This window comes from Rhodococcus sp. P4_F3_2, from assembly GCF_056401335.1.
The window spans coordinates 111,731-134,201 of the sequence record NZ_JBFUJN010000019.1; the positions used below are offsets into that span (position 1 = coordinate 111,731).

General features: G+C 64.3%; 21 protein-coding genes. 14 read left to right on the forward strand and 7 right to left on the reverse strand.

The window, feature by feature from the left end:
- Positions 1-186: 186 nt before the first annotated feature.
- A complete protein-coding gene (gene asnB, locus AC1DWA_RS20435) occupies positions 187-2,112 on the forward strand; it encodes an asparagine synthase (glutamine-hydrolyzing) (RefSeq protein ID WP_477916959.1) in 1,926 nt (641 codons plus the stop codon).
- Between the two features lie 63 nt (positions 2,113-2,175).
- On the opposite strand, the gene AC1DWA_RS20440 is transcribed toward asnB, so the two are convergent.
- The 3 genes from AC1DWA_RS20440 to AC1DWA_RS20450 form a co-directional block, all read right to left on the reverse strand.
- Positions 2,176-3,153: a carbohydrate kinase family protein gene (locus AC1DWA_RS20440; RefSeq protein WP_003941700.1), complete on the reverse strand. Its 978-nt coding sequence runs from the start codon at positions 3,151-3,153 to the stop codon at positions 2,176-2,178.
- A 196-nt stretch (positions 3,154-3,349) separates the two neighbouring features.
- Positions 3,350-3,700, reverse strand: a complete 351-nt coding sequence (locus AC1DWA_RS20445) for a HesB/IscA family protein (protein WP_007730053.1) — start codon at positions 3,698-3,700, stop codon at positions 3,350-3,352.
- A gap of 149 nt (positions 3,701-3,849) precedes the next feature.
- The gene (locus AC1DWA_RS20450) at positions 3,850-4,917 is read right to left on the reverse strand and encodes a glycerate kinase family protein (RefSeq protein ID WP_477846919.1); all 1,068 of its coding nucleotides are present in this window, start codon (positions 4,915-4,917) and stop codon (positions 3,850-3,852) included.
- A gap of 134 nt (positions 4,918-5,051) precedes the next feature.
- Here AC1DWA_RS20450 and AC1DWA_RS20455 point away from each other — a divergent pair, with 134 nt between their 5' ends.
- From AC1DWA_RS20455 to AC1DWA_RS20480, 6 genes are all read left to right on the forward strand, one after another.
- The gene (locus AC1DWA_RS20455; RefSeq protein WP_007730051.1) at positions 5,052-5,708 is read left to right on the forward strand and encodes a DUF3043 domain-containing protein; all 657 of its coding nucleotides are present in this window, start codon (positions 5,052-5,054) and stop codon (positions 5,706-5,708) included.
- 2 nt (positions 5,709-5,710) lie between these two features.
- Positions 5,711-6,298 (forward strand): bifunctional adenosylcobinamide kinase/adenosylcobinamide-phosphate guanylyltransferase, encoded by a 588-nt coding sequence (gene cobU, locus AC1DWA_RS20460; RefSeq protein WP_060938899.1) that lies wholly within the window; start codon positions 5,711-5,713, stop codon positions 6,296-6,298.
- A gap of 23 nt (positions 6,299-6,321) precedes the next feature.
- Complete coding sequence (gene cobT, locus AC1DWA_RS20465) at positions 6,322-7,467, forward strand: nicotinate-nucleotide--dimethylbenzimidazole phosphoribosyltransferase (RefSeq protein WP_477847089.1); 1,146 nt, start codon at positions 6,322-6,324, stop codon at positions 7,465-7,467.
- 2 nt (positions 7,468-7,469) lie between these two features.
- On the forward strand, positions 7,470-8,237 hold the full coding sequence (locus AC1DWA_RS20470; protein WP_081098374.1) for an adenosylcobinamide-GDP ribazoletransferase: 768 nt from the start codon (positions 7,470-7,472) through the stop codon (positions 8,235-8,237).
- 9 nt (positions 8,238-8,246) lie between these two features.
- Entirely contained in the window at positions 8,247-9,221 is a 975-nt protein-coding gene (locus tag AC1DWA_RS20475) for a GlxA family transcriptional regulator (RefSeq protein ID WP_269577804.1), read from the forward strand.
- 127 nt (positions 9,222-9,348) lie between these two features.
- Positions 9,349-10,170 carry a dienelactone hydrolase family protein gene (locus AC1DWA_RS20480; RefSeq protein ID WP_477847091.1) on the forward strand — a complete coding sequence of 274 codons (822 nt, stop codon included), beginning with the start codon at positions 9,349-9,351 and terminating at the stop codon, positions 10,168-10,170.
- Here the strand turns inward: AC1DWA_RS20480 and AC1DWA_RS20485 are convergent.
- Positions 10,164-11,267: a branched-chain amino acid aminotransferase gene (locus AC1DWA_RS20485; RefSeq protein ID WP_477846920.1), complete on the reverse strand. Its 1,104-nt coding sequence runs from the start codon at positions 11,265-11,267 to the stop codon at positions 10,164-10,166. The genes AC1DWA_RS20480 and AC1DWA_RS20485 overlap by 7 nt on opposite strands.
- Positions 11,268-11,299: 32 nt before the next feature.
- Complete coding sequence (gcvT, locus tag AC1DWA_RS20490; RefSeq protein WP_477846921.1) at positions 11,300-12,400, reverse strand: glycine cleavage system aminomethyltransferase GcvT; 1,101 nt, start codon at positions 12,398-12,400, stop codon at positions 11,300-11,302.
- A gap of 159 nt (positions 12,401-12,559) precedes the next feature.
- On the opposite strand from gcvT, the gene AC1DWA_RS20495 reads away from it, so the two are divergent.
- The gene (locus AC1DWA_RS20495) at positions 12,560-14,077 is read left to right on the forward strand and encodes a leucyl aminopeptidase (RefSeq protein ID WP_020908114.1); all 1,518 of its coding nucleotides are present in this window, start codon (positions 12,560-12,562) and stop codon (positions 14,075-14,077) included.
- Positions 14,078-14,097: 20 nt separating this feature from the next.
- On the opposite strand, the gene AC1DWA_RS20500 is transcribed toward AC1DWA_RS20495, so the two are convergent.
- On the reverse strand, positions 14,098-14,391 hold the full coding sequence (locus AC1DWA_RS20500) for an oxidoreductase (protein ID WP_477916961.1): 294 nt from the start codon (positions 14,389-14,391) through the stop codon (positions 14,098-14,100).
- A 364-nt stretch (positions 14,392-14,755) separates the two neighbouring features.
- Here AC1DWA_RS20500 and sucB point away from each other — a divergent pair, with 364 nt between their 5' ends.
- From sucB to AC1DWA_RS20525, 5 genes are all read left to right on the forward strand, one after another.
- On the forward strand, positions 14,756-16,519 hold the full coding sequence (sucB, locus tag AC1DWA_RS20505; RefSeq protein ID WP_477846922.1) for a 2-oxoglutarate dehydrogenase, E2 component, dihydrolipoamide succinyltransferase: 1,764 nt from the start codon (positions 14,756-14,758) through the stop codon (positions 16,517-16,519).
- 119 nt (positions 16,520-16,638) lie between these two features.
- On the forward strand, positions 16,639-17,526 hold the full coding sequence (locus AC1DWA_RS20510) for a TIGR01777 family oxidoreductase (protein ID WP_477846923.1): 888 nt from the start codon (positions 16,639-16,641) through the stop codon (positions 17,524-17,526).
- A 29-nt stretch (positions 17,527-17,555) separates the two neighbouring features.
- Positions 17,556-18,317 (forward strand): lipoyl(octanoyl) transferase LipB, encoded by a 762-nt coding sequence (lipB, locus tag AC1DWA_RS20515; RefSeq protein ID WP_020969894.1) that lies wholly within the window; start codon positions 17,556-17,558, stop codon positions 18,315-18,317.
- A gap of 51 nt (positions 18,318-18,368) precedes the next feature.
- Positions 18,369-19,379, forward strand: a complete 1,011-nt coding sequence (gene lipA, locus AC1DWA_RS20520) for a lipoyl synthase (RefSeq protein WP_003941610.1) — start codon at positions 18,369-18,371, stop codon at positions 19,377-19,379.
- 76 nt (positions 19,380-19,455) lie between these two features.
- Positions 19,456-20,211, forward strand: a complete 756-nt coding sequence (locus AC1DWA_RS20525; protein WP_477846924.1) for a DUF4191 domain-containing protein — start codon at positions 19,456-19,458, stop codon at positions 20,209-20,211.
- 71 nt (positions 20,212-20,282) lie between these two features.
- On the opposite strand, the gene AC1DWA_RS20530 is transcribed toward AC1DWA_RS20525, so the two are convergent.
- Positions 20,283-20,756 (reverse strand): RDD family protein, encoded by a 474-nt coding sequence (locus AC1DWA_RS20530; RefSeq protein ID WP_019748923.1) that lies wholly within the window; start codon positions 20,754-20,756, stop codon positions 20,283-20,285.
- Between the two features lie 213 nt (positions 20,757-20,969).
- Here AC1DWA_RS20530 and glnA point away from each other — a divergent pair, with 213 nt between their 5' ends.
- On the forward strand, positions 20,970-22,406 hold the full coding sequence (gene glnA / locus AC1DWA_RS20535) for a type I glutamate--ammonia ligase (protein WP_003941609.1): 1,437 nt from the start codon (positions 20,970-20,972) through the stop codon (positions 22,404-22,406).
- Positions 22,407-22,471: the final 65 nt, after the last annotated feature.

The following is a 22,471-nucleotide window of genomic DNA, read 5'->3' on the forward strand; positions in this document are numbered from 1 at the left end:
CTCTCAGGTGCTGCTCAGGAACGGCTCAGGTCGTTTCGGCGACGCACATCACGTCGATTCGTTCCGCCGCGATCGGCAGGGACGTCGATCTGCGGCATACTTTCGACAAGAGTTCGTTGACCTCTCCCCGACACTCGTGTCCGGGAGCCTTCTCTACAAAAATTCTGAATCGAGGAACCGGACGCTGTGTGTGGACTGCTCGGGCTACTGACATCTGGCGGAACCAGCGAGGACGCCGTCTCGCGGGTCGACCAGGCGATGCATTGCCTTCGTCACCGCGGGCCGGACGAACACGGGACGTGGAACGACGACCACCTCGTCTTCGGGTTCAACCGCCTGGCGATCATCGACATCGCTCATTCCCACCAGCCGCTGCGTTGGGGCCCGCCGGAGAACCCGGAGCGTTATGCGCTCACGTTCAACGGCGAGATCTACAACTACCTGGAGATCCGCGCCGAACTGGTCAAGGACCACGACGCCAAGTTCTTCACCGAGGGCGACTCCGAGGCCATCGTCGCTGCATTCCACTACTGGGGTGAGGATGCGGTCCGGCGCCTACGCGGAATGTTCGCGTTCGCGATCTGGGACACCGACACACGCGAGCTGTTCATCGCGCGCGATCCGTTCGGGATCAAGCCGCTGTTCATTGCTACCGGCGCCGGCGGCACCGCGTTCGGCAGTGAGAAGAAGAGCCTGCTCGAACTCACCGATCTGATCGGCATCGGTACCGAGCTGGATCCGCGCGCCATCGAGCACTACACCGTTCTGCAGTACGTCCCGGAGCCGGAAACACTGCACAAGGAGATCCGACGCCTGGAGTCTGGCAGCTTCGCTCGGGTCCGTCCGGGCGAGGAACCCACGYTCACGCGGTACTTCACGCCGAAGTTCCCGGCCAAGCCTTTTGCACCTGGCACCGAGAAGGCGCGCTACCAGGAAATCGCCGAGGCACTCGAGGATTCGGTCGCCAAACACATGCGCGCCGACGTCACCGTCGGTTCGTTCCTGTCCGGCGGTATCGACTCCACGGCGATCGCGGCACTGGCGATGCGCCACAACCCCAACCTGATCACCTTCACGACCGGTTTCGAACGTGAGGGCTATTCCGAGGTCGACGTCGCTGCAGAATCTGCCGCGGCGATCGGCGCGAAGCACGTCGTCAAGGTGGTCTCCCCCGCCGAGTTCGCCGCTGCCATTCCCGAGATCGTCTGGTACCTCGACGACCCGGTAGCCGATCCGGCATTGATTCCGCTGTGGTTCATCGCCAAGGAAGCCCGCAAGCACGTCAAGGTCGTGCTGTCCGGCGAGGGTGCCGACGAGCTGTTCGGCGGTTACACGATTTACCGTGAACCGTTGTCGCTCAAGCCTTTCGAGTACCTCCCCAAGGGATTACGTCGGGCTGCGGGCAAGTTGTCCGAACGCATCCCGGACGGTACTCGCGGCAAGAGTCTGCTCAATCGCGGCTCGTTGACCCTCGAGGAGCGCTACTACGGCAATGCTCGTAGCTTCAACGACGCTCAACTCCGCGCCGTCCTTCGCGATTTCCGCCCCGAGTGGACTCACCAGGACGTCACCGCGCCGATCTACGCGCAGTCACGGGACTGGGATCCGGTTGCCCGGATGCAGCATCTCGACCTGTTCACCTGGCTGCGCGGCGACATCCTCGTCAAGGCCGACAAGATGACGATGGCCAACTCGCTGGAACTGCGTGTGCCGTTCCTCGATCCCGAGGTCTTCGACGTAGCGTCACGCGTACCGCTCGATCAGAAGATCACGAAGGACACAACCAAGTACGCACTGCGTCAGGCCTTGGAAGGCATTGTGCCGCACCATGTTCTGCACCGTGCGAAGCTCGGATTCCCGGTTCCCCTGCGCCATTGGCTGCGCGGCACCGAACTCTTCGACTGGGCACATCTGCAGATCGAGGAGTCGGGTACCGACCACATCTTCGACAAGCAGGCCGTCGTGAAGATGCTCAACGATCACCGCGAGGGCGTGTCCGACCACAGCCGACGCCTGTGGACCGTGCTGACGTTCATGGYCTGGCACGGGATCTTCGTGGAGAAGCGCATCGTGCCGCAGATCCAGGAACCGGTGTACCCGGTCAACATCTAGGCCTTCGGCCCCGTGAGTGGTCAGGGAGTCTCCGGACTCCTCAACCACTCACGGGGCGGAGCCCTACTTCGGCAGGATCGTCGCGATCTCGTCCGCAGCCGCACTGCCGTATGCGTCGGTAAGGCGCTTGAGGGCCTCGTCGCGATTGAACACCCACTCCTGCGTTCCCACGGTCTCGAGGATCAGCACAGCGACCAAAGATCCCAGCTGTGCGGCGCGCTCGAAGCTCAGGCCAGCGCCGTGTGCGAGCAGGAACCCGGCGCGGAAACCGTCGCCAACGCCCGTCGGATCCACCTTGCCGGTCTCGGGCACTACGTCGACGCGCACCCAATTACCTTCGGCGTCAACAATTTCCACACCCTTGGAGCCGAGGGTGGTGACACGGATGCCGACCTGCGCGCGGATCTCTTCCTCGCTCAGACCAGTCTTCTGCTGAAGCAGACCCCACTCGTACTCGTTGGTGAACAAGTACTTCGCACCGTGGATGAGCGCCTTGGCCTCGTCACCGGACAGGCGAGCAAGCTGCTGCGACGGATCCGCTGCGAACGGGATTCCGAGCAGACGGCATTCGTCGGTATGGCGAACCATGGCCTCGGGGTCGTTGGCGCCGATCAGCACCAGTTCGACTGCGCCCGCAGTCTTGGCCACTGCCGCGAGTTCGATCTCGCGGGCCTCGCTCATCGCACCGGGGTAGAACGACGCGATCTGCGCCATGTCCTCGTCGGTGGTGCACACGAAACGCGCCGTATGTGCCTTGTCCGAGATACGGACCGCGCTGCAGTCGACGCCGTTGTCCTCCAGCCACGTGCGGTACTCGGCGAAGTCGGCACCGACTGCGCCGACGAGTAGCGGGGACCCACCGAGCACGCCCATGGCGTAAGCGATGTTGCCGCCGACACCACCGCGGCGAATCACGAGATCGTCCACCAGGAAACTCAGCGAAACGTGGGCGAGCTGATCGGCGAGGAGCTGATCGGCGAAGCGGCCGGGGAAGCGCATCAAGTGGTCGGTGGCGATGGAACCGGTTACCGCAATAGTCACGGATCGTGGCCTTTCAGCGAAGTGAGTACAAGAATGAAAGTGGAGCAAAAGTTCACGTTACCGCCCGTAGCGCCGGTATCGGCGCCCGAGCCGTGAGATCGGAACCGTCTGCAGGCGAGTCACCACAGACAACTGACGCGAAACCGAATGTCGGTTCCGCGTCAGTTGTTTGTGAATTGAGTTGTGATCGACAGACTCAGTTGAACGAGTCACCGCAGGCGCAGGAGCCTGTTGCATTGGGGTTGTCGATCGAGAAGCCCTGCTGCTCGATGGTGTCGAGGAAGTCGATGGACGCACCTTCGACGTACGGCGCGCTCATCCGGTCGACAACCAGGTTGACGCCGTTGAAGTCGACAGTGAGGTCACCGTCGAGCGTGCGGTCGTCGAAGAACAGCTGGTACTTCAGTCCGGCACAGCCGCCGGGCTGCACTGCGATACGCAGCGCGAGGTCGTCGCGACCTTCCTGATCGAAGAGCGCCTTCGCCTTGGCGGATGCGGCCTCGGTCATCTTGACGCCGTGGGTGGCGGTCTCGTTCTGCACAGTCATGGGCTCTCCCTAATGTTCGTACCAACCCGTGAACGCTTCAACGGTACGCCGCTGCCGACTTATTCCCGCCAGTCCTTACCGGGTGCGATTCGTCTTCATCCTATCCGGTCTTCCCGACACGGCAACGGCGCGTCGACGCTTGTGGATCCTCAGCTCCGGGCGCCGCGCCAGATGTTCCACTCCCGTGCCGTGTGTTCGGCGAGTCCCTCGAGACACGCCGACGCTTCCTCCATCGCACGTTCCACCGACCCGGCGAACTCCGTCACCGATTTCGTCGCGACTATCGAGGTGGACGCAAAGTCCGCCGCGTCGAGCGTCACCTGACCGGCAAAGACGAGCGTCGGAACTCCGTGCGCCGCCCCGGCCGAAGCAAGCGTCGTGACGAGTTTGCCGCGCAGAGATTGGTGGTCGAACTTGCCTTCACCCGTGATCACCAGGTCAGCGGAAGCCAATAGCGCCGCCTGGCCGGTGCGATCGGCAACGACGTCGGCCCCCGATCGCCGCTGTGCACCGAGGGCGAACAGCGCAGCACCGATACCACCCGCGGCGCCGGCACCCGGAAAATCCGAGACTCGTTTTCCGGTGGCGGACTCCAACTGTTCGGCCCATCTCGCGTTTCTCGCTTCGAGGACAGAGACGGCATCGGCGTCGGCGCCCTTTTGCGGGCCGAACACCGCGGCCGCACCGTGCTCGCCGAGAAGTACGTGTTCGACGTCGGTCGCCGCGACCAACGCAATGCCCGCCGTAGCCGCCCTTGCAGCCTCCAAGCCGCCCAGCGCCTCCACCAGTCCACGTCCCCCGTCGGTGCAGCAACTCCCACCGAGTCCGACGACAATCGTCTTCACGCCTGCCTCGAGCGCGACAGCGATCAGTTCTCCGACACCGCGACTGTGCGCGGCGAGTGCGCTGTCCCGTGTCGGCGAACCTCCGAGCAGACCGAGCCCGACAGCCTCGGCGGACTCGAGGTACGCCGTGTCCGAATCCAACAGCCACGCGGCGTCGACCCCCGCGGTCAGTGGCCCGGGCACCCGTGCGGTCCGGAGGTCGCCCCCGGCCGTGGCCAAGACGTCGACGAAACCCGGCCCACCGTCGGATTGTGGCGCGGTGACGACGTCGTCTTCGGGTCGGCCACGTCGCCAACCGGCAGAAATGGACTCAGCCGCCTCGACGGCCGTCAACGTCTCACCAAACGAATCTGGAGCAACTATTACCCGCATAGCGGAAGTCTAAGAGTCCCGAATGACCCCGATGTTTCACGATCTCGCGCGTTTCAGTGCCTCGGGCGATCGGGTTTTTCAGAAAGACCGAGGTCGGTTTCCCAGACCGTGCACTTATCCAATAGCCTGGAGGTGTGAAATTGCTACGCCGCGGTGACTCAGACAACTCCGACAAACGTGACGTCGAGGGCACTGAGGCATCCTCGGCCTCCGAAGAGGCGCCCATCGAGCAGGTGGGCAAGGGCCGCCCCACACCCAAGCGTCGTGACGCCGAGGCGAAGAGGCGTGGCCCCGTTGCCCCTGCCCCGCTGACCGCGAAGGAAGCCCGCGCCCGCCGTAAGGCGACCCGCGGCTCCAAGGAGGACCGCAAGGCCGAAGCCGCCGAGCGTCGCGCATCGTCGGCAGACCGCCGCGCCCGCATGCTCGCCGGCGAGGACAAGTACCTGCTCCCCCGCGACAAGGGACCGGTTCGCGCCTACGTCCGTGATTTCATCGACGCTCGCCGCAACCTCGTCGGGCTGTTCATGCCGCTCGCATTGATCCTCATCATGACGATGTTCGTCACGCCCGCGCTCCAGCAGATCGTCACGCTGGCAATGCTCGTGATGATGCTCTTCATGGTCGGTGAAGGCATCTGGCTCGGTCGCATGATCAACAACCGCGTCGCCGAGCGCTTCCCCGACAGCACCGACGGCGGATTCAAGCTCGGCTGGTACGCGTTCGTTCGCGCGTCGCAGATCCGTAAGCTGCGCGCACCGAAGCCTCGTGTGGGGCCGGGCGACGCAATCTGAGCGTGACGAATACGTATAGAACTTTGGTCCTCGGCGGCGCGCGGTCTGGTAAGTCCGCGCACGCCGAGGATTTGGTTTGTGCAGGCCACTTACCCGAAAGTTCGGCACCGATCCGGTACCTGGCGACAGCCAGACGTGATGTCACCGACGCAGACTGGGAAAGCCGGATCGACCAGCACCGCAACAGACGGCCTTCTCATTGGTCGACTGTCGAAACCGCAGCTGCGGGGGACCTCGCGGCGCAGCTCGAAAGCGATTCACACACAGCGACGTTGGTCGACGATCTGGGAACGTGGCTGACCACTGAACTCGATCGGCAAGGCGCGTGGGACGCTCCGCGCGGCACCGTCACTCCCGCTGCGGACAGCCTGGTCGCCAGTGTCGAGAACTACCGCGGACACCTGGTGCTGGTCAGCCCCGAAGTGGGTTTGGCCGTCATCCCCGAGACACGGTCGGGACGATTGTTCCGCGACGAGATCGGCACTCTCAACGCTCGTATCGCCGCGGTGTGCGATCGTGTCGTACTAGTGGTTGCAGGGTTACCGCTCATCTTGAAAGATACTGCTGCACAACCGGAAGGCACGATGTGAGTACCGAGGCCAATCCAGGGGCCATTTCAGGGGCGAATCCAGATGCCAACCCTGACGTCGCGCCAGTCAGTAGCGCCGACTTCGAACCCGTCACCCCGCCCGACCGCGAGGTGCGTGCGCAGGCCGATGCGCGTCAGCGTGATCTGACCAAGCCGGCAGGTTCGCTGGGCCGACTGGAGGCTCTCGCCGGCTGGGCATCAGCCTGCCAAGGAGTTTGTCCCCCACACGCTTTCGCTCGGCCTCGCGTCGTCGTCTTCGCGGGTGATCACGGAATCGCCCGCAACGGCGTCTCCGCCTATCCGCCGGAAGTGACCGCACAGATGGTCGCCAACTTCCTCGGGGGCGGCGCGGCAGTCAACGTCCTCGCCGAGGTTGCCGGCGCCACGGTACGCGTCGTCGACATCGCAGTGGACGGCGATACCGATCCGTCCGTCTCGAACCACAAGGTGCGCAGGTCTTCCGGGTCCATCGACCGCGAAGACGCCATGTCGAACGAGGAAACCCTTCAGGCCATCGCCGCCGGCCGAGCGATCGCGGACGAGGAAATCGACGGGGGCGCAGATCTTCTCATCGCCGGCGACATGGGCATCGGCAACACGACGCCCGCAACCGTACTCATCGCAGCCCTGACGGACAGTGAACCCGTCGCGGTCGTGGGTCGAGGTACCGGTATCGACGACGCCGGGTGGATCCGCAAGACCGCAGCGATTCGCGACGCTCTCCGTCGCGCCCGTCCGCACGTTCGCGACACAGTCGCGCTGCTGCGCACGTCTTCGGGTGCCGACCTCGCCGCGATGGCCGGCTTTCTGGCCCAGGCAGCTTCGCGTCGTACGCCGGTGATCCTCGACGGCGTAGTGGTCACCGCAGCCGCCATGGTTGCCGACGAACTGGCTTTCGGCGCACGTGAATGGTGGGTCGCCGGACACCGCTCCACAGAACCCGCGCACACCATCGCGTTGACACGCATGGGTCTCGACCCGATCGTCGAGTTCGACATGCGTCTCGGTGAAGGTTCAGGTGCAGTCACAGCGCTCCCGATTCTTCAGGGCGCAGTGGGAATCCTGGGCAAGATGGCGACATTCTCCGAAGCCGGTGTCAGCACTCAGGGCAGCGCACCTGCCGACGAACCCGAGTCGATCGACCTGACCAAGACCGATACGGCGGAGTGAGCATGGCGGGCCCGCTGTCCGGAGTGCCTCTGGCCTTCTCGTGGCTGACGGTCCTTCCGGTTCGTGGGCCCTCCGACATCGACCGAACTGCCGGTCGTCGCGCCATCGCGGCAGCTCCGCTCACCGGGATCGCACTCGGCATTGCCGCGACGTTTCTGCTCTGGGGCACAACCAGTATCGGCCTGAATCCCTATCTCGCAGGCTTGCTGACGGTCGGTGCGCTCGCTCTCGGAACACGCGGGATGCACGTGGACGGACTGGCAGACTCCGTCGACGGACTGGGTTGTTACGGTCCACCGGAGCGCGCCCGCGAGGTCATGCACAGCGGCGGTGCCGGACCGTTCGGGGTCGCGGCACTGTTCATCTTCCTTGGGCTGCAATCGGTCTCCTTCGGCGTCCTCGCTGTTGCCGACTCCCCCACGCAGTGGATCGCCGTTCTCGTATCTGTCGCTGCGGGTCGTGTGGCCGTCGTTTTTGCCTGCCGCCGAGGTGTTCTCGCGTCGAGCCCGAGCGGATTCGGTGCGCTCGTCGCCGATTCACAACCGCTGTGGGCCGCAATCGTGTGGTCGGTTCCGCTGATCGCCGCTTCCGGCTTTGCCACCGACCGGTGGTGGCTCGGCCCTCTCGTGACCGCGTCGGCGCTGATGACAAGTGTGCTGTGCGTGCGTCACTGCGTCCGTAGATTCGGCGGACTCAACGGAGACGTTCTCGGATTCGCACTCGAACTCACTGTGACGCTGACGGCCGTCGGACTCACTCTCGGACTGTGATCCGACGTCGTGCGAGTAGGTGTCCTTGCGTACGAAGGTTGCCTGGCGGCCGAGATCTTCGTTTTCACCGACCTTCTCCTGATCGCGAATCGGGTCGCTGATGGAGCGTCCGCCGACCCCTTCGAGGTATCGGTCATCGCAGCGTCGGGCACGCCCGTAGTTGCGGCAGGTGGATTTTCGCTCGGGGTGCAGGAGGGGCATCACGACATCGATCACCTGGTTGTGCCGGGGTTCGACCTCGTGCCGTCCGAAGACCCTACGACGCGTTTGTCGCTGTGGGACAGAGAAATCGAGTTGATCCGTGCGTGCGAGGCGCGCGGCGTTCGGGTGTCGTCGGTCTGCGTCGGCGCGTATCTGCTGGGCGAAGCGGGACTGCTCGACGGACGCCGATGTACGACGTCGTGGCTGTACGGTGCGGACCTCGCGAGTCGTTACCCCGGTGCGACGGTTCGAACCGACTCGTTGATCGTCCAGGACGACGGCGTCACCACCACTGCGGCGTTCACTGCCGCGCTCGACCTCGCAACAGCACTCGTGCGCGAGCATCTCGGCGACAAGATTGCGCGAACGACTGCAAGAATTACTCTGGCGCCGGAAAATCGAACCAGTCAATCTCCGTACATCGTCGACTCGATGCTGCCCGTCAATCACACACAGTTCGCCGACGACGTCGGAAGTTGGTTGGTCGAACGGATGGCGGAGCCATACGACTTGGATCTGCTGTCGGATGCTTTTCACCTCAGCACCCGAACCATGCTTCGGAAGTTCAAGGACGAGACCGGGGAATCGCCGCGCAGTTATCTGCAGCGTGCACGGATCCGAAAAGCGAAACGGTTGTTGGAATCGACCGACTGGTCTCTCGGAAAGATCCTGGGGCACATCGGCTATCAGGATCCTGGAACCTTCCGTCGCCTGTTCACCGACCGCGTCGGCATCAGCCCGGCCGACTATCGAAAGCGATTCCGCAACGGCGGCGCCGGATAGACCGTGCGTGGCGAGCCCGCCCGAAAACGTGGCGAACCGCCCTCTTCTGTAGTTGATCCCGCACCGAAAGACTGTGCAGAGGAATTACTTCGACTACTTGGGAGGGCTCATCGTGCCGAACCGAAGTATGACAAAAGATGATCCACTCGAAGACTTCGACCGTCGAACGATCACGATCGGCGCAGTGTCGAAGTCCGTGTACGTGGCCGGCACCGGTCCCGCAGTAATCGTCATGCCGGAAATGCCAGGCATCAGCCCCCATGTAGCGCGATTCGCCCGCTGGGTGCGCGACGCCGGTTTCACTGTCTTCGTTCCGTCACTGTTCGGGCGCGACGGAGCGGTCCCCACAGTGGACGAGGGGCTGACGGTGTTCAAGAGAGCCTGCGTCAGTGCGGAGTTCCGCGCCCTCGCTGTCGACGAACCGAGTCCGGCGGTCCGTTGGCTGCGTGCACTCGCCGCTTCGGCGCATGAGGAGTGCGGCGGTCCTGGCGTTGGCGTGATCGGGATGTGCTTCACCGGCAACTTCGCGTTGTCGATGATGCTCGAACCCTCGGTCATCGCGCCGGTTCTCGCCCAACCGTCGTTACCGCTCGACCGACCGGACGAAACCGACAGCGGGCCCGAAGAACTCGAAGCCGTGCGCTCGAGACTCGAGGCCGAAGACCTCACGGTGCTTGCATACCGGTTTCAAGGTGACCCGTTCTGCCGCGCACAGCGATTCGCGGCCTACTCGAAGGCCATGGGCGAGCGCTTCGTCGGAAAGGTACTGCCCGACGAAGCGGCCAACGCGACAACGTCACCGTTCTTCGAACACGTCATTGCCAATCCACACAGCGTGGTGACGGCTCATCTCGTCGACGAGGCGGGATCGCCCACCACCGTCGCTCGAGACGAGATTCTGCAGTTCTTCCGCGAGCGGTTGCTCGCGGAACGAACCAGCGATCAGTGAAGCTTGGTCATCCAGCCGTGGGTGTCGGCGAAGGTGCCGCGCTGAATGCCCGTGAGGGTGTCGCGCAGTGCCATCGTCACTTCACCCGGCTCGCCGTCGGCGATGGTGAACTCGCCCTCGGCGGACTTGACGCGTCCGACGGGGGTGATGACTGCTGCTGTGCCGCAAGCGAAGACCTCGGTGATTTCACCGCTCTTGCACTTGGTGCGCCATTCGTCGGTGCTGATCTTGCGCTCCTCGACGGCGAAACCGGAATCGGCGGCAAGGGCGAGCAACGAGTTGCGCGTGATGCCCGGCAGCAACGAACCGGACAGCGACGGCGTCACGAGGCGAGCGTCGGGGCCGGAGCCGAAGACGAAGAACAGGTTCATTCCACCCATTTCCTCGACGTACGTGCGCTCGATGGCGTCGAGCCAGACCACCTGGTCGCAACCCTCGTCGGCAGCTTGCGCCTGGGCGAGGAGCGAAGCGGCGTAGTTGCCGGCGAACTTGGCCGCGCCGGTACCGCCAGGGGCCGCGCGAACGTATTCGGTGGACAGCCACACACTGACCGGCTTGACGCCGCGCGGGAAGTACGCACCGGCGGGTGAGGCGATCAGCAGGTAGCGGTACTCGTGGGCGGGACGGACACCGAGTCCGGCTTCGGTGGAGAACATGAACGGACGGAGGTAGAGCGCGTCCTCGCCACCGGCTGCGGGAACCCAGTCGAGATCGACGTCGATCAGTTCGGTGATGGAATCGATGAACATCTGCGACGGGAGCTCCGGCATGGCCAGACGGCGCGCAGATGCTGCGAAACGCTCGGCGTTGGCCTCGACGCGGAACGAGCTGATCTCGCCACCCGGCTGACGGTATGCCTTGAGGCCCTCGAAGATGGCCTGTCCGTAATGCAAAACCATTGCGGCCGGATCGAGCTCGATGTTTCCGTACGGCAACACCTGGGCGTCGTGCCAGCCCTTGCCCGCGGTGTAGTCGATCGAGACCATGTGGTCGGTGAAGTGCCGCCCGAAGCCGGGCGCCGCCAAAATGTCACGGCGCTCGGCGTCGGACTTCGGGGACGAGCTCTGAACACGAACGAAATCGGCGGCACCTGTCATGGGCGCAATCCTATCGAACGTGAAAAAGCTCTCTACTTGGTGTTGGTCTCCACGAACGGAGGAGACACCACGACGCACCGAAGAGCACGACCACGGACGTCGACTTCGATCTCGTCGCCGGCCGAGACATTGGCACCGGAATCGAGGAGCGCCAACGCAATTCCCACTTTGAGCGAAGGCGAAAACGTCCCCGAGGTGGTCTCGCCGATTGCCTCGCCGTCACGCAGAACACCGAGGCCGGCACGAAGCACGCCGCGATCGAGAGCCTTGATCCCCCAGAGTTTGCGAGCCGGGCCGGCAGCCTTCTCGTCGGCCAAGGTCTCTTTGCCCCAGAATGTCGGCTTCTTCCAACCGATCGCCCATCCGCAGCGCGCTTCGAGCGGAGAAATCTCGAGCGAAAGCTCATGCCCGTGCAGCGGATAACCCATCTCGGTACGAAGAGTGTCACGAGCGCCGAGTCCGGCGGCCTGCCCACCCTCGGCGCGCACTGCCTCGAGAAGCGCACGGAACAACGGCTCGCTGTCCTCCCACCGCGGCAGGAGTTCGTAGCCGACCTCACCGGTGTAACCGCTGCGGCACACACGAACAGGCACGCCGTTCCATTCCGCATCTTCGTACGCCATGTACTCGATCTCGGTGGGAAGTCCCAGCGCCGTCAGAACCGCGACCGATTTCGGACCCTGCACAGCCAGCACACCGTAGGCACGATGCTGATCCTCGACGGTGATTCCGTCCGGTGCGAGGGCGACAAGAGCCGCAACGACGTCCGCGGTATTGGCCGCGTTCGGGACGAGGAAGATCTCGTCGTCGCTGACGTAGTACGCGATGAGGTCGTCGATGACACCACCGGACTCGTTGCAGCACAACGTGTACTGAGCCTTACCCGGCCCGATCTTGTTCAGATCGTTGGTCAGTGCGGAGTTCACGAATTCTGCGGCGCCCGCGCCACGCACGACGGCCTTGCCGAGGTGACTGACGTCGAAGAGTCCGACATTCTCACGCACAGAGGTGTGTTCGGCCACGACGCCGGCGTACGAAACCGGCATCTGCCATCCCCCGAACGGCGCGAACGTCGCGCCGAGTTCGACGTGGACGGGGTGGATCGGGCCCTGCAACAGTTGTTCGTCGGTCATGGCCCACAACCTATCGGACTTCGCCAATCGAAACATGTCCGCAGCGAGAGCTCACCCGGCCGCGACGATCGCCCCGTCCGCAAACGGCAAAGGGCCTAACATCGACTCAGGCATCCGCCAGAACCGGACGCATCGCACACTCACCTCACAGGAGACACCTTGAGCACTCGCACAGCCCGATCGTTGGGACCCGACCTCGTTCTCGCCGGCACAGTCGCCAAGCGCGCAGAGATATTGGTCGTCGGTCTGACGTCGGGTCCGGACGGCCCCGAGATCGCACTCAGCGAAGGCATCGTCGCCGAAGACGTGCTCGCCGAGATCCTCGACAGCCTCATCGCCGTCGGCGCCACCGGCAAGCCCGAGCAGCTCACCCGCGTCCCGGCACCGAGCGCGCTGTCGGTCACCAGCGTCCTCGCCGTCGGACTCGGCTCCGCCGACAAGCTCGACAGTGAGCAGATCCGCAAGTCCGCGGGCGCTGCAGCGCGCTCACTGTCCGGCATCGACACCGTCGCAACCACGCTCTCGATCCTCGATCTCGGCGCAGCCGCCGAGGGATTTGCGTTGGGCGCGTACAGCTTCACCGAATTCAAGTCGTCCATGACGGCTCCCGGTCCTGATTCGCAGCCACTGGCCCGCGTCGAACTTCTGGTGCCATCGCCGCGCACCAAGGAGACCAAGGCAACGCTGGCACGGTCGGCAGCGATCGCCGAGGCCGTCGCCACCGCACGCGAGTTCGTCAACACTCCCCCGAGCCACCTCTACCCCGCCGAGTTCGCCGCGCGCGCCAAGGCACTGGGCGTCGAGGCCGGGCTCACCGTCCAGGTGCTCGACGAGAAGGCACTCGAGAAGGGTGGCTACGGCGGAATCATCGGCGTCGGCAAGGGATCGTCACGCCAGCCGCGTCTCGTCCGCCTCGAATACGCGTCGAAGAAGCGTGGAGCCCGCAAGGTCGCACTGGTGGGCAAGGGCATCACCTTCGACACCGGCGGAATCTCCATCAAGCCTGCCGCCGGGATGGAGAACATGACCTCGGACATGGGCGGCGCCGCAGCCGTCATCTCCACCGTCGTGCTCGCCGCCAAGCTCGGTCTGCCCGTCAACGTCGTCGCATACGTCCCGATGGCCGAGAACATGCCGTCCGCAACCGCGCAGCGTCCCGGCGACGTGCTGACCCAGTACGGCGGAATCACCATCGAGGTCGTCAACACCGACGCCGAGGGCCGTTTGATCCTGGCCGACGCGATGGTTCGCGCGGGTGAGGACAACCCCGACTACATGATCGACACCGCAACCCTCACCGGTGCGCAGATGGTGGCGCTCGGCAACCGCACCCCCGGCGTCATGGGCACGGACGAGTTCCGTGACCGCGTCGCCTCCATCTCGCAGAGCGTCGGCGAGAACGGTTGGGCCATGCCGCTGCCCGAGGAACTGCGCGGAGATCTCGACTCCAAGGTCGCCGACATGGCCAATGTCACCCCGCACCGCTGGGGCGGCATGCTGGTCGCCGCTCACTACCTCAAGGAATTCGTTCCCGAGGGTGTCCAGTGGGCGCACATCGACGTCGCAGGTCCTGCGTACAACACGTCAGGGCCGTGGGGTTACACCGGCAAGGGCGGCACCGGCGTTCCGGTTCGCACGATGATCTCGGTCCTGGAGGACATCGCGGTCAACGGCTGACCACTTGCTGTGCGCCTTTATTAACCGCGGGAGGTTAATAAAGGCGGATATCCCGTTTTTCGGACGTCGTAGACCGGAATCTTCAGGTCTTGTCCCAATTTGCGGGCACCACGTTCGCCGCCGACACGACGACGAGTCCACTCCCCGTCCTTCGCGACGAGGACAACGGTCACCTCGGTCACCGTCGTCTGCGGTTCCACATATGCCTCGACGCCTTCGTGCGAGTGCGCCCAATTCGCCAGATGATCCGCATCACTCTGCGCTGCGGCCTGAGCCGCACTCGGCGGACGCTTGAAACGATCGAACAGTCCCACGGTCGTACCCTCCTCGGTACCGACGCCGCGGATACACCCCGGCGATATGTCAAGTTTGCCAGGCGATGTCCGTTATGCCTGCGCACGACATACCGTTTGGTCCGCTTACGACGTTACAGCCGGACCCCCAACGCATACCTACTCGCCAGTAGCCGACACACCCGAAACGGACGGCATCCCCCTCATCGGACACGCCCGGCGTATCAATGGAAAGATGAACGACGGTGACGCCGCGCCCGCGCGTCGACATCGGCAAAATAGCTACAAGTAGCCGCACGTCGCGCGCCACTCGAGCACAATGCATTACGACCACAAGTCGACAAAATTCAACAACCCGAACACAACTGTCGAGGAGTCAAAAGACATGGCCTTCTCCGTCCAGATGCCAGCCCTAGGTGAGAGCGTCACCGAGGGAACTGTCACACGGTGGCTCAAGCAGGAAGGAGACACGGTCGAAGTCGACGAACCCTTGCTCGAAGTCTCCACGGACAAGGTCGACACCGAGATTCCGTCTCCCGTCGCCGGCGTCCTGACCAAGATCGTCGCGCAGGAAGACGACACCGTGGAAATCGGTGGCGAGCTCGCCCAGATCGGTGAAGCCGGCGAAGCCGCAGCACCCGAGGCAGAGGCACCCGCCCCCGCCGCAGAGGAAGCTCCCGCCGAGGAAGCCCCGGCTGCCGAAGCTCCCGCCGAAGAAGCTCCCGCCGCCGAGGCACCCGCTGCTTCCGGCGGTTCCGCTGAAGGCACCTCCGTGACGATGCCCGCCCTCGGCGAGTCCGTCACCGAAGGCACCGTCACCCGCTGGCTCAAGGCCGTCGGCGACGAGGTTGCCGTCGACGAGGCGCTGCTCGAAGTCTCGACCGACAAGGTCGACACCGAAATCCCGTCCCCCGTCGCCGGAATCCTGCTCGAGATCAATGCGCAGGAAGACGACACCGTCGAGATCGGTGGCCAGCTGGCCGTCGTCGGATCCGGCGCACCCGCCGCGGCTCCGGCACCCAAGGCCGCTCCCGCAGCACCGGCCGCTCCGCCGGCACCCAAGGCTGAAGCACCGAAGGCTGAGGCACCCAAGGCCGAAGCACCCAAGGCCGAGGCACCCAAGCCTGCTGCCGCACCAGCCGCACCCGCTCCGAAGCCTGCTGCAGCTCCCGCACCGGCGGCCGCACCCGCAGCTTCCGGCGACAGCAGCCCGTACGTCACCCCGCTCGTGCGCAAGCTCGCCACGGACAACGGCGTCGACCTCGCGACCGTCACCGGCACCGGCGTCGGCGGCCGCATCCGCAAGCAGGATGTGCTCGCCGCTGCGGAGGCCAAGAAGGCTCCCGCCGCCGCTGCTCCTGCTGCAGCACCCGCGGCCGCACCGGCCGCCACCGCAGCCGCAGGCGTCCGACCGGAACTGGCACACCTGCGCGGAACCACGCAGAAGGCCAACCGTATTCGGCAGATCACGGCCACCAAGACGCGTGAGTCGCTGCAGAACACCGCTCAGCTTACGCAGACCTTCGAGGTGGATGTCACCAAGATCGTCGCCCTGCGGGCCCGCGCCAAGGCCGGCTTCATCGAGCGCGAAGGCGTCAACCTGACGTTCCTTCCGTTCTTCGCCAAGGCAGTCGTCGAGGCACTGAAGTCGCACCCGAACATCAACGCCAGCTACGACGAGGCTGCCAAGCAGATCACCTACTACGACGCTGAGCACCTCGGCATCGCAGTGGACACCGATCAGGGCTTGCTCTCCCCCGTCATCCACAACGCCGGCGATCTCGGCCTTGCCGGTTTGGCTCGCGCCATCGCCGACATCGCGAAGCGTGCACGCTCGGGTGGCCTGAAGCCGGACGAGCTCTCGGGTGGAACCTTCACCATCACCAACATCGGCAGCCAGGGCGCGCTGTTCGACACCCCGATCCTGGTACCGCCGCAGGCGGCCATGCTCGGAACCGGTGCGATCGTCAAGCGCCCGATGGTGGTCACCGACGAGAACGGCAACGAGTCCATCGGCGTTCGCTCGATGATCTACTTGCCGCTGACCTACGATCACCGTCTGGTCGACGGCGCCGACGCCGGCCGATTCCTCACCACTGTGAAGCAGCGGTTGGAAGAAGCCTCGTTCGAAGCTGATCTGGGCCTGTAAGCAACTGCTCGGCCGGCCGGGGCGTCATCTCCATCAGGAGGTGGCGCCCCGGCTTTTTCAGTACGGTCGGATATACACGGTCGGATATCGAAGCAGGCTGAATCGAAGGAGGCTTCCGAATGCGAGTAGTCATCGCCGGCTCGTCCGGTTTGATCGGAACGGCCTTGGTGTCATCGTTGCGCTCCGACAACCACGACGTCGTACGTCTCGTGCGACGCTCGACCGCTGGACCCGACGAATCGCGTTGGGACCCAGACCAGGACCGCCTGGACCTCTCCGTCCTACAGGGCGCTGACGCCGTCGTGAACCTCTGCGGCGTCGGCATCGGCGACAAACGGTGGTCGGGTTCCTACAAGCAGGCGATCCGTGACAGCCGGATCGTCGCGACCGATGTCCTGGCCGAAGCTGTCGCAAGTCAGAAGGTTCCCGTACTCGCCAACGCGAGCGCCGTCGGCTACTACGGCGACACCAGCGACAAGATCGTCGACGAGGATTCGCCGGCGGGCACCGACTTTCTCGCCACGACGTGTCGCGATTGGGAAATTGCCACCGAGCCCGCACGCAAGGCGGGAGCCCGCGTGGTCAATCTGCGCTCGGGCGTCGTGATTTCACCCCACGGCGGCATGCTCGGTCGGCTTCGGCGCATTTATTCGTTCGGTCTCGGCGGGCGACTGGGCAACGGTCGCCAGTACTTTCCGTGGATCTCACTCGAGGACGAGTGCGACGCGATCAAGTTCGCGCTCAAGAATTCCGAACTCTCCGGTCCCGTCAACCTGACCGGTCCGGCCCCTGTCACCAACGCCCAGTTCAATGACGCCATGTCCCGTGCGGTCCACCGACCGGCTCCCTGGATCGTTCCCGGGTTCGCACTCGAAGCGTTGATCGGAGAATTCGCCAAGAGCGGCATCCTCGGTGGCCAGCGCGCCATTCCCGCGGCCTTGGAAAAGGCGGGATTCTCCTTCCGCCACAACACGATCGGCGAAGCGCTGGCGGCCGCACTCGGATGATTCCGAAGTCGGGCGTAATCTCTACGTCCATGAGCAGCGCTGACGTTTCCGCCCGGTTCTCGAAACTGCCGATCGCCGTCGAGCAACTCGGTTTGATCGACTACAACGCCGCGTGGGACCGTCAGCGTGAGCTCGCGGCAGCGCGGGCAGACGACATCGGACCGGACACGCTACTGCTCCTCGAACACCCGCCGGTATACACGGCAGGTCGACGCACGGAACCCGAAGACCGTCCCGTCGACGGCACACCTGTCATCGACGTCGACCGCGGCGGGAAGATCACCTGGCACGGCCCCGGCCAGCTGGTCGGATATCCGATCGTGAAACTGGCCGAGCCCATCGACGTGGTGCGGTATGTCCGACGCATCGAGGAAGCACTGATCACGGTGTGCACGGATCTCGGGCTGAACTGCGGGCGCATCGACGGCCGCTCCGGCGTCTGGCTGCCTGCCGAACTCGCAAACGGGCAATGGAAGCCCGAGCGCAAGGTTTCCGCCATCGGCGTGCGCGTCCAACGGGGCGTGGCACTGCACGGCTTCTCCCTGAACTGCAATTCGGTCCTGACCGGATTCGACAACATCATTCCCTGCGGCATCCGTGACGCCGGGGTGACGACGCTGTCGGATGAACTCGGTCGCGACGTCACCGTGGACGAAGTCACTCCCGCTGTGACCGAGGCAGTGATCGCTGCTCTCGACGGAACCATGCCCGTCACCGAACGGAACGTCGAGCGCGTCACCTTCGAAAGCGCCTCGCCTACTCCGACTTTTACTACTGTTCAGTACAGCTGACGGGCTCGCCCGAACCCCGTTGCAGTAATCACCGGGCGTAGGATCACTGTCGTGACTATCGCCCCAGAAGGACGTAAGCTGCTCCGTCTCGAGATCCGAAACGCGGAGACGCCCATCGAACGCAAACCCAACTGGATCAAGACCCGTGCAAAGATGGGCCCCGAGTACACGGAGCTCAAGGGCCTGGTCAAGCGTGAAGGTTTGCACACCGTCTGCGAGGAAGCAGGCTGCCCCAACATCTACGAGTGCTGGGAAGACCGCGAAGCCACGTTCCTGATCGGCGGCGAGCAGTGCACACGCCGCTGCGACTTCTGCCAGATCGACACCGGCAAGCCCGAGGCCCTCGACCGCGACGAGCCCCGTCGCGTCGCGGAAAGCGTTCAGGCCATGGGGCTTCGGTACTCCACGATCACCGGCGTCGCCCGCGACGACCTCCCCGACGGCGGCGCCTGGCTCTACGCCGAGACCGTCCGCAAGATCCACGAACTCAACCCGGGCACCGGCGTCGAGAACCTGGTTCCGGACTTCAACGGCAAGCCGGAACTGCTCGACGAGGTCTTCGCCTCACGCCCCGAGGTACTCGCACACAACCTCGAGACCGTCCCCCGCATCTTCAAGCGGATCCGTCCGGCATTCCGGTACCAGCGCAGCCTCGACGTCATCACCGCAGCACGCGACTACGGACTGGTCACCAAGTCCAACCTGATCCTCGGTATGGGCGAAACCCCTGAAGAGGTCACCGAGGCGATGGCAGATCTCCACGCCGCCGGTTGCGACATCCTCACCATCACCCAGTACTTGCGCCCCTCGCCCCGGCACCACCCCGTCGAGCGGTGGGTCAAGCCCGAGGAGTTCGTCGCACACTCCAAGGCTGCAGAAGAGATGGGCTTCGCCGGCGTCATGGCCGGTCCGTTGGTTCGCTCGTCATACCGCGCCGGCCGCCTGTATGCGCAGGCCATGGCACATCACGGCCGTGAACTGCCCGAGGCGCAGCGTCATCTGACCGAGGGCGGAGACGCTTCCCAGGAAGCCAGCTCACTCATGGCGCGCCTGAATCGCTGATCCACTTTTTGCTGTGCGCCTTTATTAACCGCGGGCGGTTAGTAAAGGCGCACAGCAATGGACGTATCCTGGGTACATGGCGAACGGCAGCAAATCCGGTAAGGGCAAACCCACCAAAGAGGCAAAGGCTGCAGCGAAGGCTGCCCGCAGGCAGGCTTCCAAGGAACGTAGAACTCAGCTCTGGCAGGCATTCCAGATGCAGCGCAAGGACGACAAGCTCCTCCTGCCGCTGATGATCGGCACCCTCGTCGGTGCGGCTCTGGTCTTCTTCCTGGTCGGTCTCATCTGGGGCCTTCAGTGGTTCCTGCTGCCGATCGGCATCGTTCTCGGTCTCCTCGGTGCTTTCATCATCTTCGGTCGCCGCGTCCAGAAATCGGTGTACAAGAAAGCTGAAGGTCAGGCCGGTGCCGCTGCGTGGGCCCTCGACAACATGCAGGGCGCGTGGCGCGTCACGAACGCCGTCGCCGGCACCACCCAACTCGACGCCGTTCACCGCGTCGTCGGACGGCCGGGTGTCATCCTCGTCGCCGAGGGTTCGCCGCAACGCGTCAAGGGCCTCCTCGCGCAGGAGAAGAAGAAGACTGCCCGCCTCATCGGCGACACCCCGATCTACGACATCATCATCGGAAACGACGAGGGCCAGGTTCCGCTCTCGCAGCTCCAGCGCTACTTGAACAAGTTGCCCCGCAACATCGACACCAAGCGCATGGACAACATCGAAGGTCGCCTCGCTGCGCTCAGCGCACGCGGCGGCGGAGCAGCGCTTCCCAAGGGCCCGATGCCCGGAGGCGCGAAGATGAAGGGAATGCAGCGAACCATTCGTCGTCGCTGACACTCCCCCACAGCAAACGAAAGACCCGGGCCCATACGGACCCGGGTCTTTCTTCGTTCGAGAAGTTTGTGTCAGCGCGACTTCACGAGCAAAGTGCCGGTCGCGCGGTCCTGCATACCGCGACCGTCGATGTCGGTGATGGTCGCGGGAATGACGAACACCAGCAGCGCCTGACGCCCCAACGCGCGAACGAAGCCCACTCGGATCGGGCCTTCGATTCGCGCAACCTGAAGTCCGAGGACGAACTGCCCCGGGGTGAAGTTGAACAGAGCCACGGTGACGACACCGACGGCGAACCACACCATCAGCGTGACAGTCGAGGTCATACCGTCGAAGAAGTCTCCGGTGATGAGCGAGGCCACTCCCACGGCCATGACCCAATCCACCAACAGTGCGGCGATACGACGGCCCGAACCGACCAGCGAACCCGGCCCCTCCTGAGGGAAACCGAGGAACTCGCCACGGTACGACTGCTCACGGCCGTCCGTGCTCTTCGGCAAAGCTGCTTGCGGCCCAGAGAGCCAAGTTCCGGTGATACGTGCCATGCTGTCCAGGATAGGCGTCGCAGCACCGTAGTCCAGATTTGCCGGGTTTTAACTGTGTGGCCGGTCACATGGACTTCGGAAATCCCCAGGATGCTGCGACGCGTAACACTGCCGAAACAAAGGGTTGACGAGCGGGCAACACCAGCTCCCTACCGTCTGCCTCGACGGATTCAACCGACATCACTTGGCTGAAGCGACTTAAGGAGCACAAGCGTGGCGTTCACCACGGCCGAAGAGGTCATCAAGTACATCGCGGACGAGAACATCGAGTACGTCGACATTCGGTTCAGCGACCTGCCCGGCGTCCAGCAGCACTTCTCGATCCCGGCGTCTGCTTTCAACCAGGACGTGTTCGAGGACGGCCTCGCATTCGACGGATCTTCGGTCCGCGGATTCCAGTCGATCCACGAGTCCGACATGATGTTGCTTCCCGACGTCACCACGGCGCAGATCGACCCCTTCCGCAAGGCGAAGACCCTCAACATCAACTTCTTCGTGCACGACCCGTTCACCCGTGAGTCCTACAGCCGCGACCCGCGCAACGTTGCCCGCAAGGCCGAGGAGTACTTGGTCAGCACCGGCATCGCGGACACCGCATTCTTCGGCGCCGAGGCCGAGTTCTACATCTTCGACTCGGTTCGCTACGACTCCGGCATGAACTCCGCGTTCTACGAGCTGGATTCCATCTCCGGTTCCTGGAACACCGGCGCAGAGACCAACGCCGACGGCTCCCCGAACCTCGGCTACAAGGTTCGCGCCAAGGGCGGCTACTTCCCCGTCGCTCCGTACGACCACTACGTAGACCTGCGCGACGAAATCTCCACCAACCTGACCAACGCGGGCTTCGAGCTCGAGCGCGGCCACCACGAGGTCGGTACCGGCGGACAGCAGGAGATCAACTACAAGTTCAACACGCTGCTCGCAGCTGCTGACGACCTGCAGCTGTTCAAGTACATCGTCAAGAACACCTGCTGGCAGCACGGCAAGTCCGCGACCTTCATGCCGAAGCCGCTCTTCGGTGACAACGGCTCGGGCATGCACGTCCACCAGTCCCTGTGGAAGGACGGCAAGCCCCTCTTCCACGACGAGTCCGGCTACGCCGGCCTCTCGGACATGGCTCGCCACTACATCGGCGGCATCCTGCACCACGCTCCGTCGCTGTTGGCCTTCACCAACCCCACGATCAACTCGTACCACCGTCTGGTGCCGGGCTACGAAGCCCCCATCAACCTCGTGTACAGCCAGCGCAACCGCTCGGCCGCTGTCCGTATCCCGATCACGGGCAACAACCCGAAGGCAAAGCGTCTCGAGTTCCGCGCACCCGACTCCTCGGGTAACCCGTACCTCAACTTCGCTGCACAGATGATGGCCGGCCTGGACGGCATCAAGAACAAGATCGAGCCGATGGCTCCGGTCGACAAGGACCTCTACGAGCTTCCCCCGGAGGAGGCTCGCAACATCCCGCAGGCTCCGACCAGCCTCGAGACGGTCATCAACCGCCTCGAAGCCGATCACGAGTACCTGACCGAGGGTGGCGTCTTCACCACCGACCTGATCGAGACCTGGATCTCGCTCAAGCGCGAGCAGGAAATCGCTCCGGTCAACCTGCGTCCGCACCCGTACGAGTTCGAGCTCTACTACGACGTGTGATCCGCATCCTGACGTAAGTCAGACCTGCGAGTACCGAGTCCACCCGTCCCGCGTCGACCGGCCTT

Excerpts from the sequence above, each read along its gene's own strand:
- AC1DWA_RS20445 (WP_007730053.1), bottom strand. The coding sequence starts at position 3,700 with ATGACTGTGCAGAACGAGACCGCCACCCACGGCGTCAAGATGACCGAG.
- AC1DWA_RS20450 (WP_477846919.1), bottom strand. The coding sequence starts at position 4,917 with ATGCGGGTAATAGTTGCTCCAGATTCGTTTGGTGAGACGTTGACGGCC.
- AC1DWA_RS20470 (WP_081098374.1), top strand. The coding sequence starts at position 7,470 with ATGGCGGGCCCGCTGTCCGGAGTGCCTCTGGCCTTCTCGTGGCTGACG.
- AC1DWA_RS20480 (WP_477847091.1), top strand. The coding sequence starts at position 9,349 with ATGACAAAAGATGATCCACTCGAAGACTTCGACCGTCGAACGATCACG.
- AC1DWA_RS20485 (WP_477846920.1), bottom strand. The coding sequence starts at position 11,267 with ATGACAGGTGCCGCCGATTTCGTTCGTGTTCAGAGCTCGTCCCCGAAG.
- gcvT (WP_477846921.1), bottom strand. The coding sequence starts at position 12,400 with ATGACCGACGAACAACTGTTGCAGGGCCCGATCCACCCCGTCCACGTC.
- sucB (WP_477846922.1), top strand. The coding sequence starts at position 14,756 with ATGGCCTTCTCCGTCCAGATGCCAGCCCTAGGTGAGAGCGTCACCGAG.
- AC1DWA_RS20510 (WP_477846923.1), top strand. The coding sequence starts at position 16,639 with ATGCGAGTAGTCATCGCCGGCTCGTCCGGTTTGATCGGAACGGCCTTG.
- lipB (WP_020969894.1), top strand. The coding sequence starts at position 17,556 with ATGAGCAGCGCTGACGTTTCCGCCCGGTTCTCGAAACTGCCGATCGCC.
- AC1DWA_RS20525 (WP_477846924.1), top strand. The coding sequence starts at position 19,456 with ATGGCGAACGGCAGCAAATCCGGTAAGGGCAAACCCACCAAAGAGGCA.
- AC1DWA_RS20530 (WP_019748923.1), bottom strand. The coding sequence starts at position 20,756 with ATGGCACGTATCACCGGAACTTGGCTCTCTGGGCCGCAAGCAGCTTTG.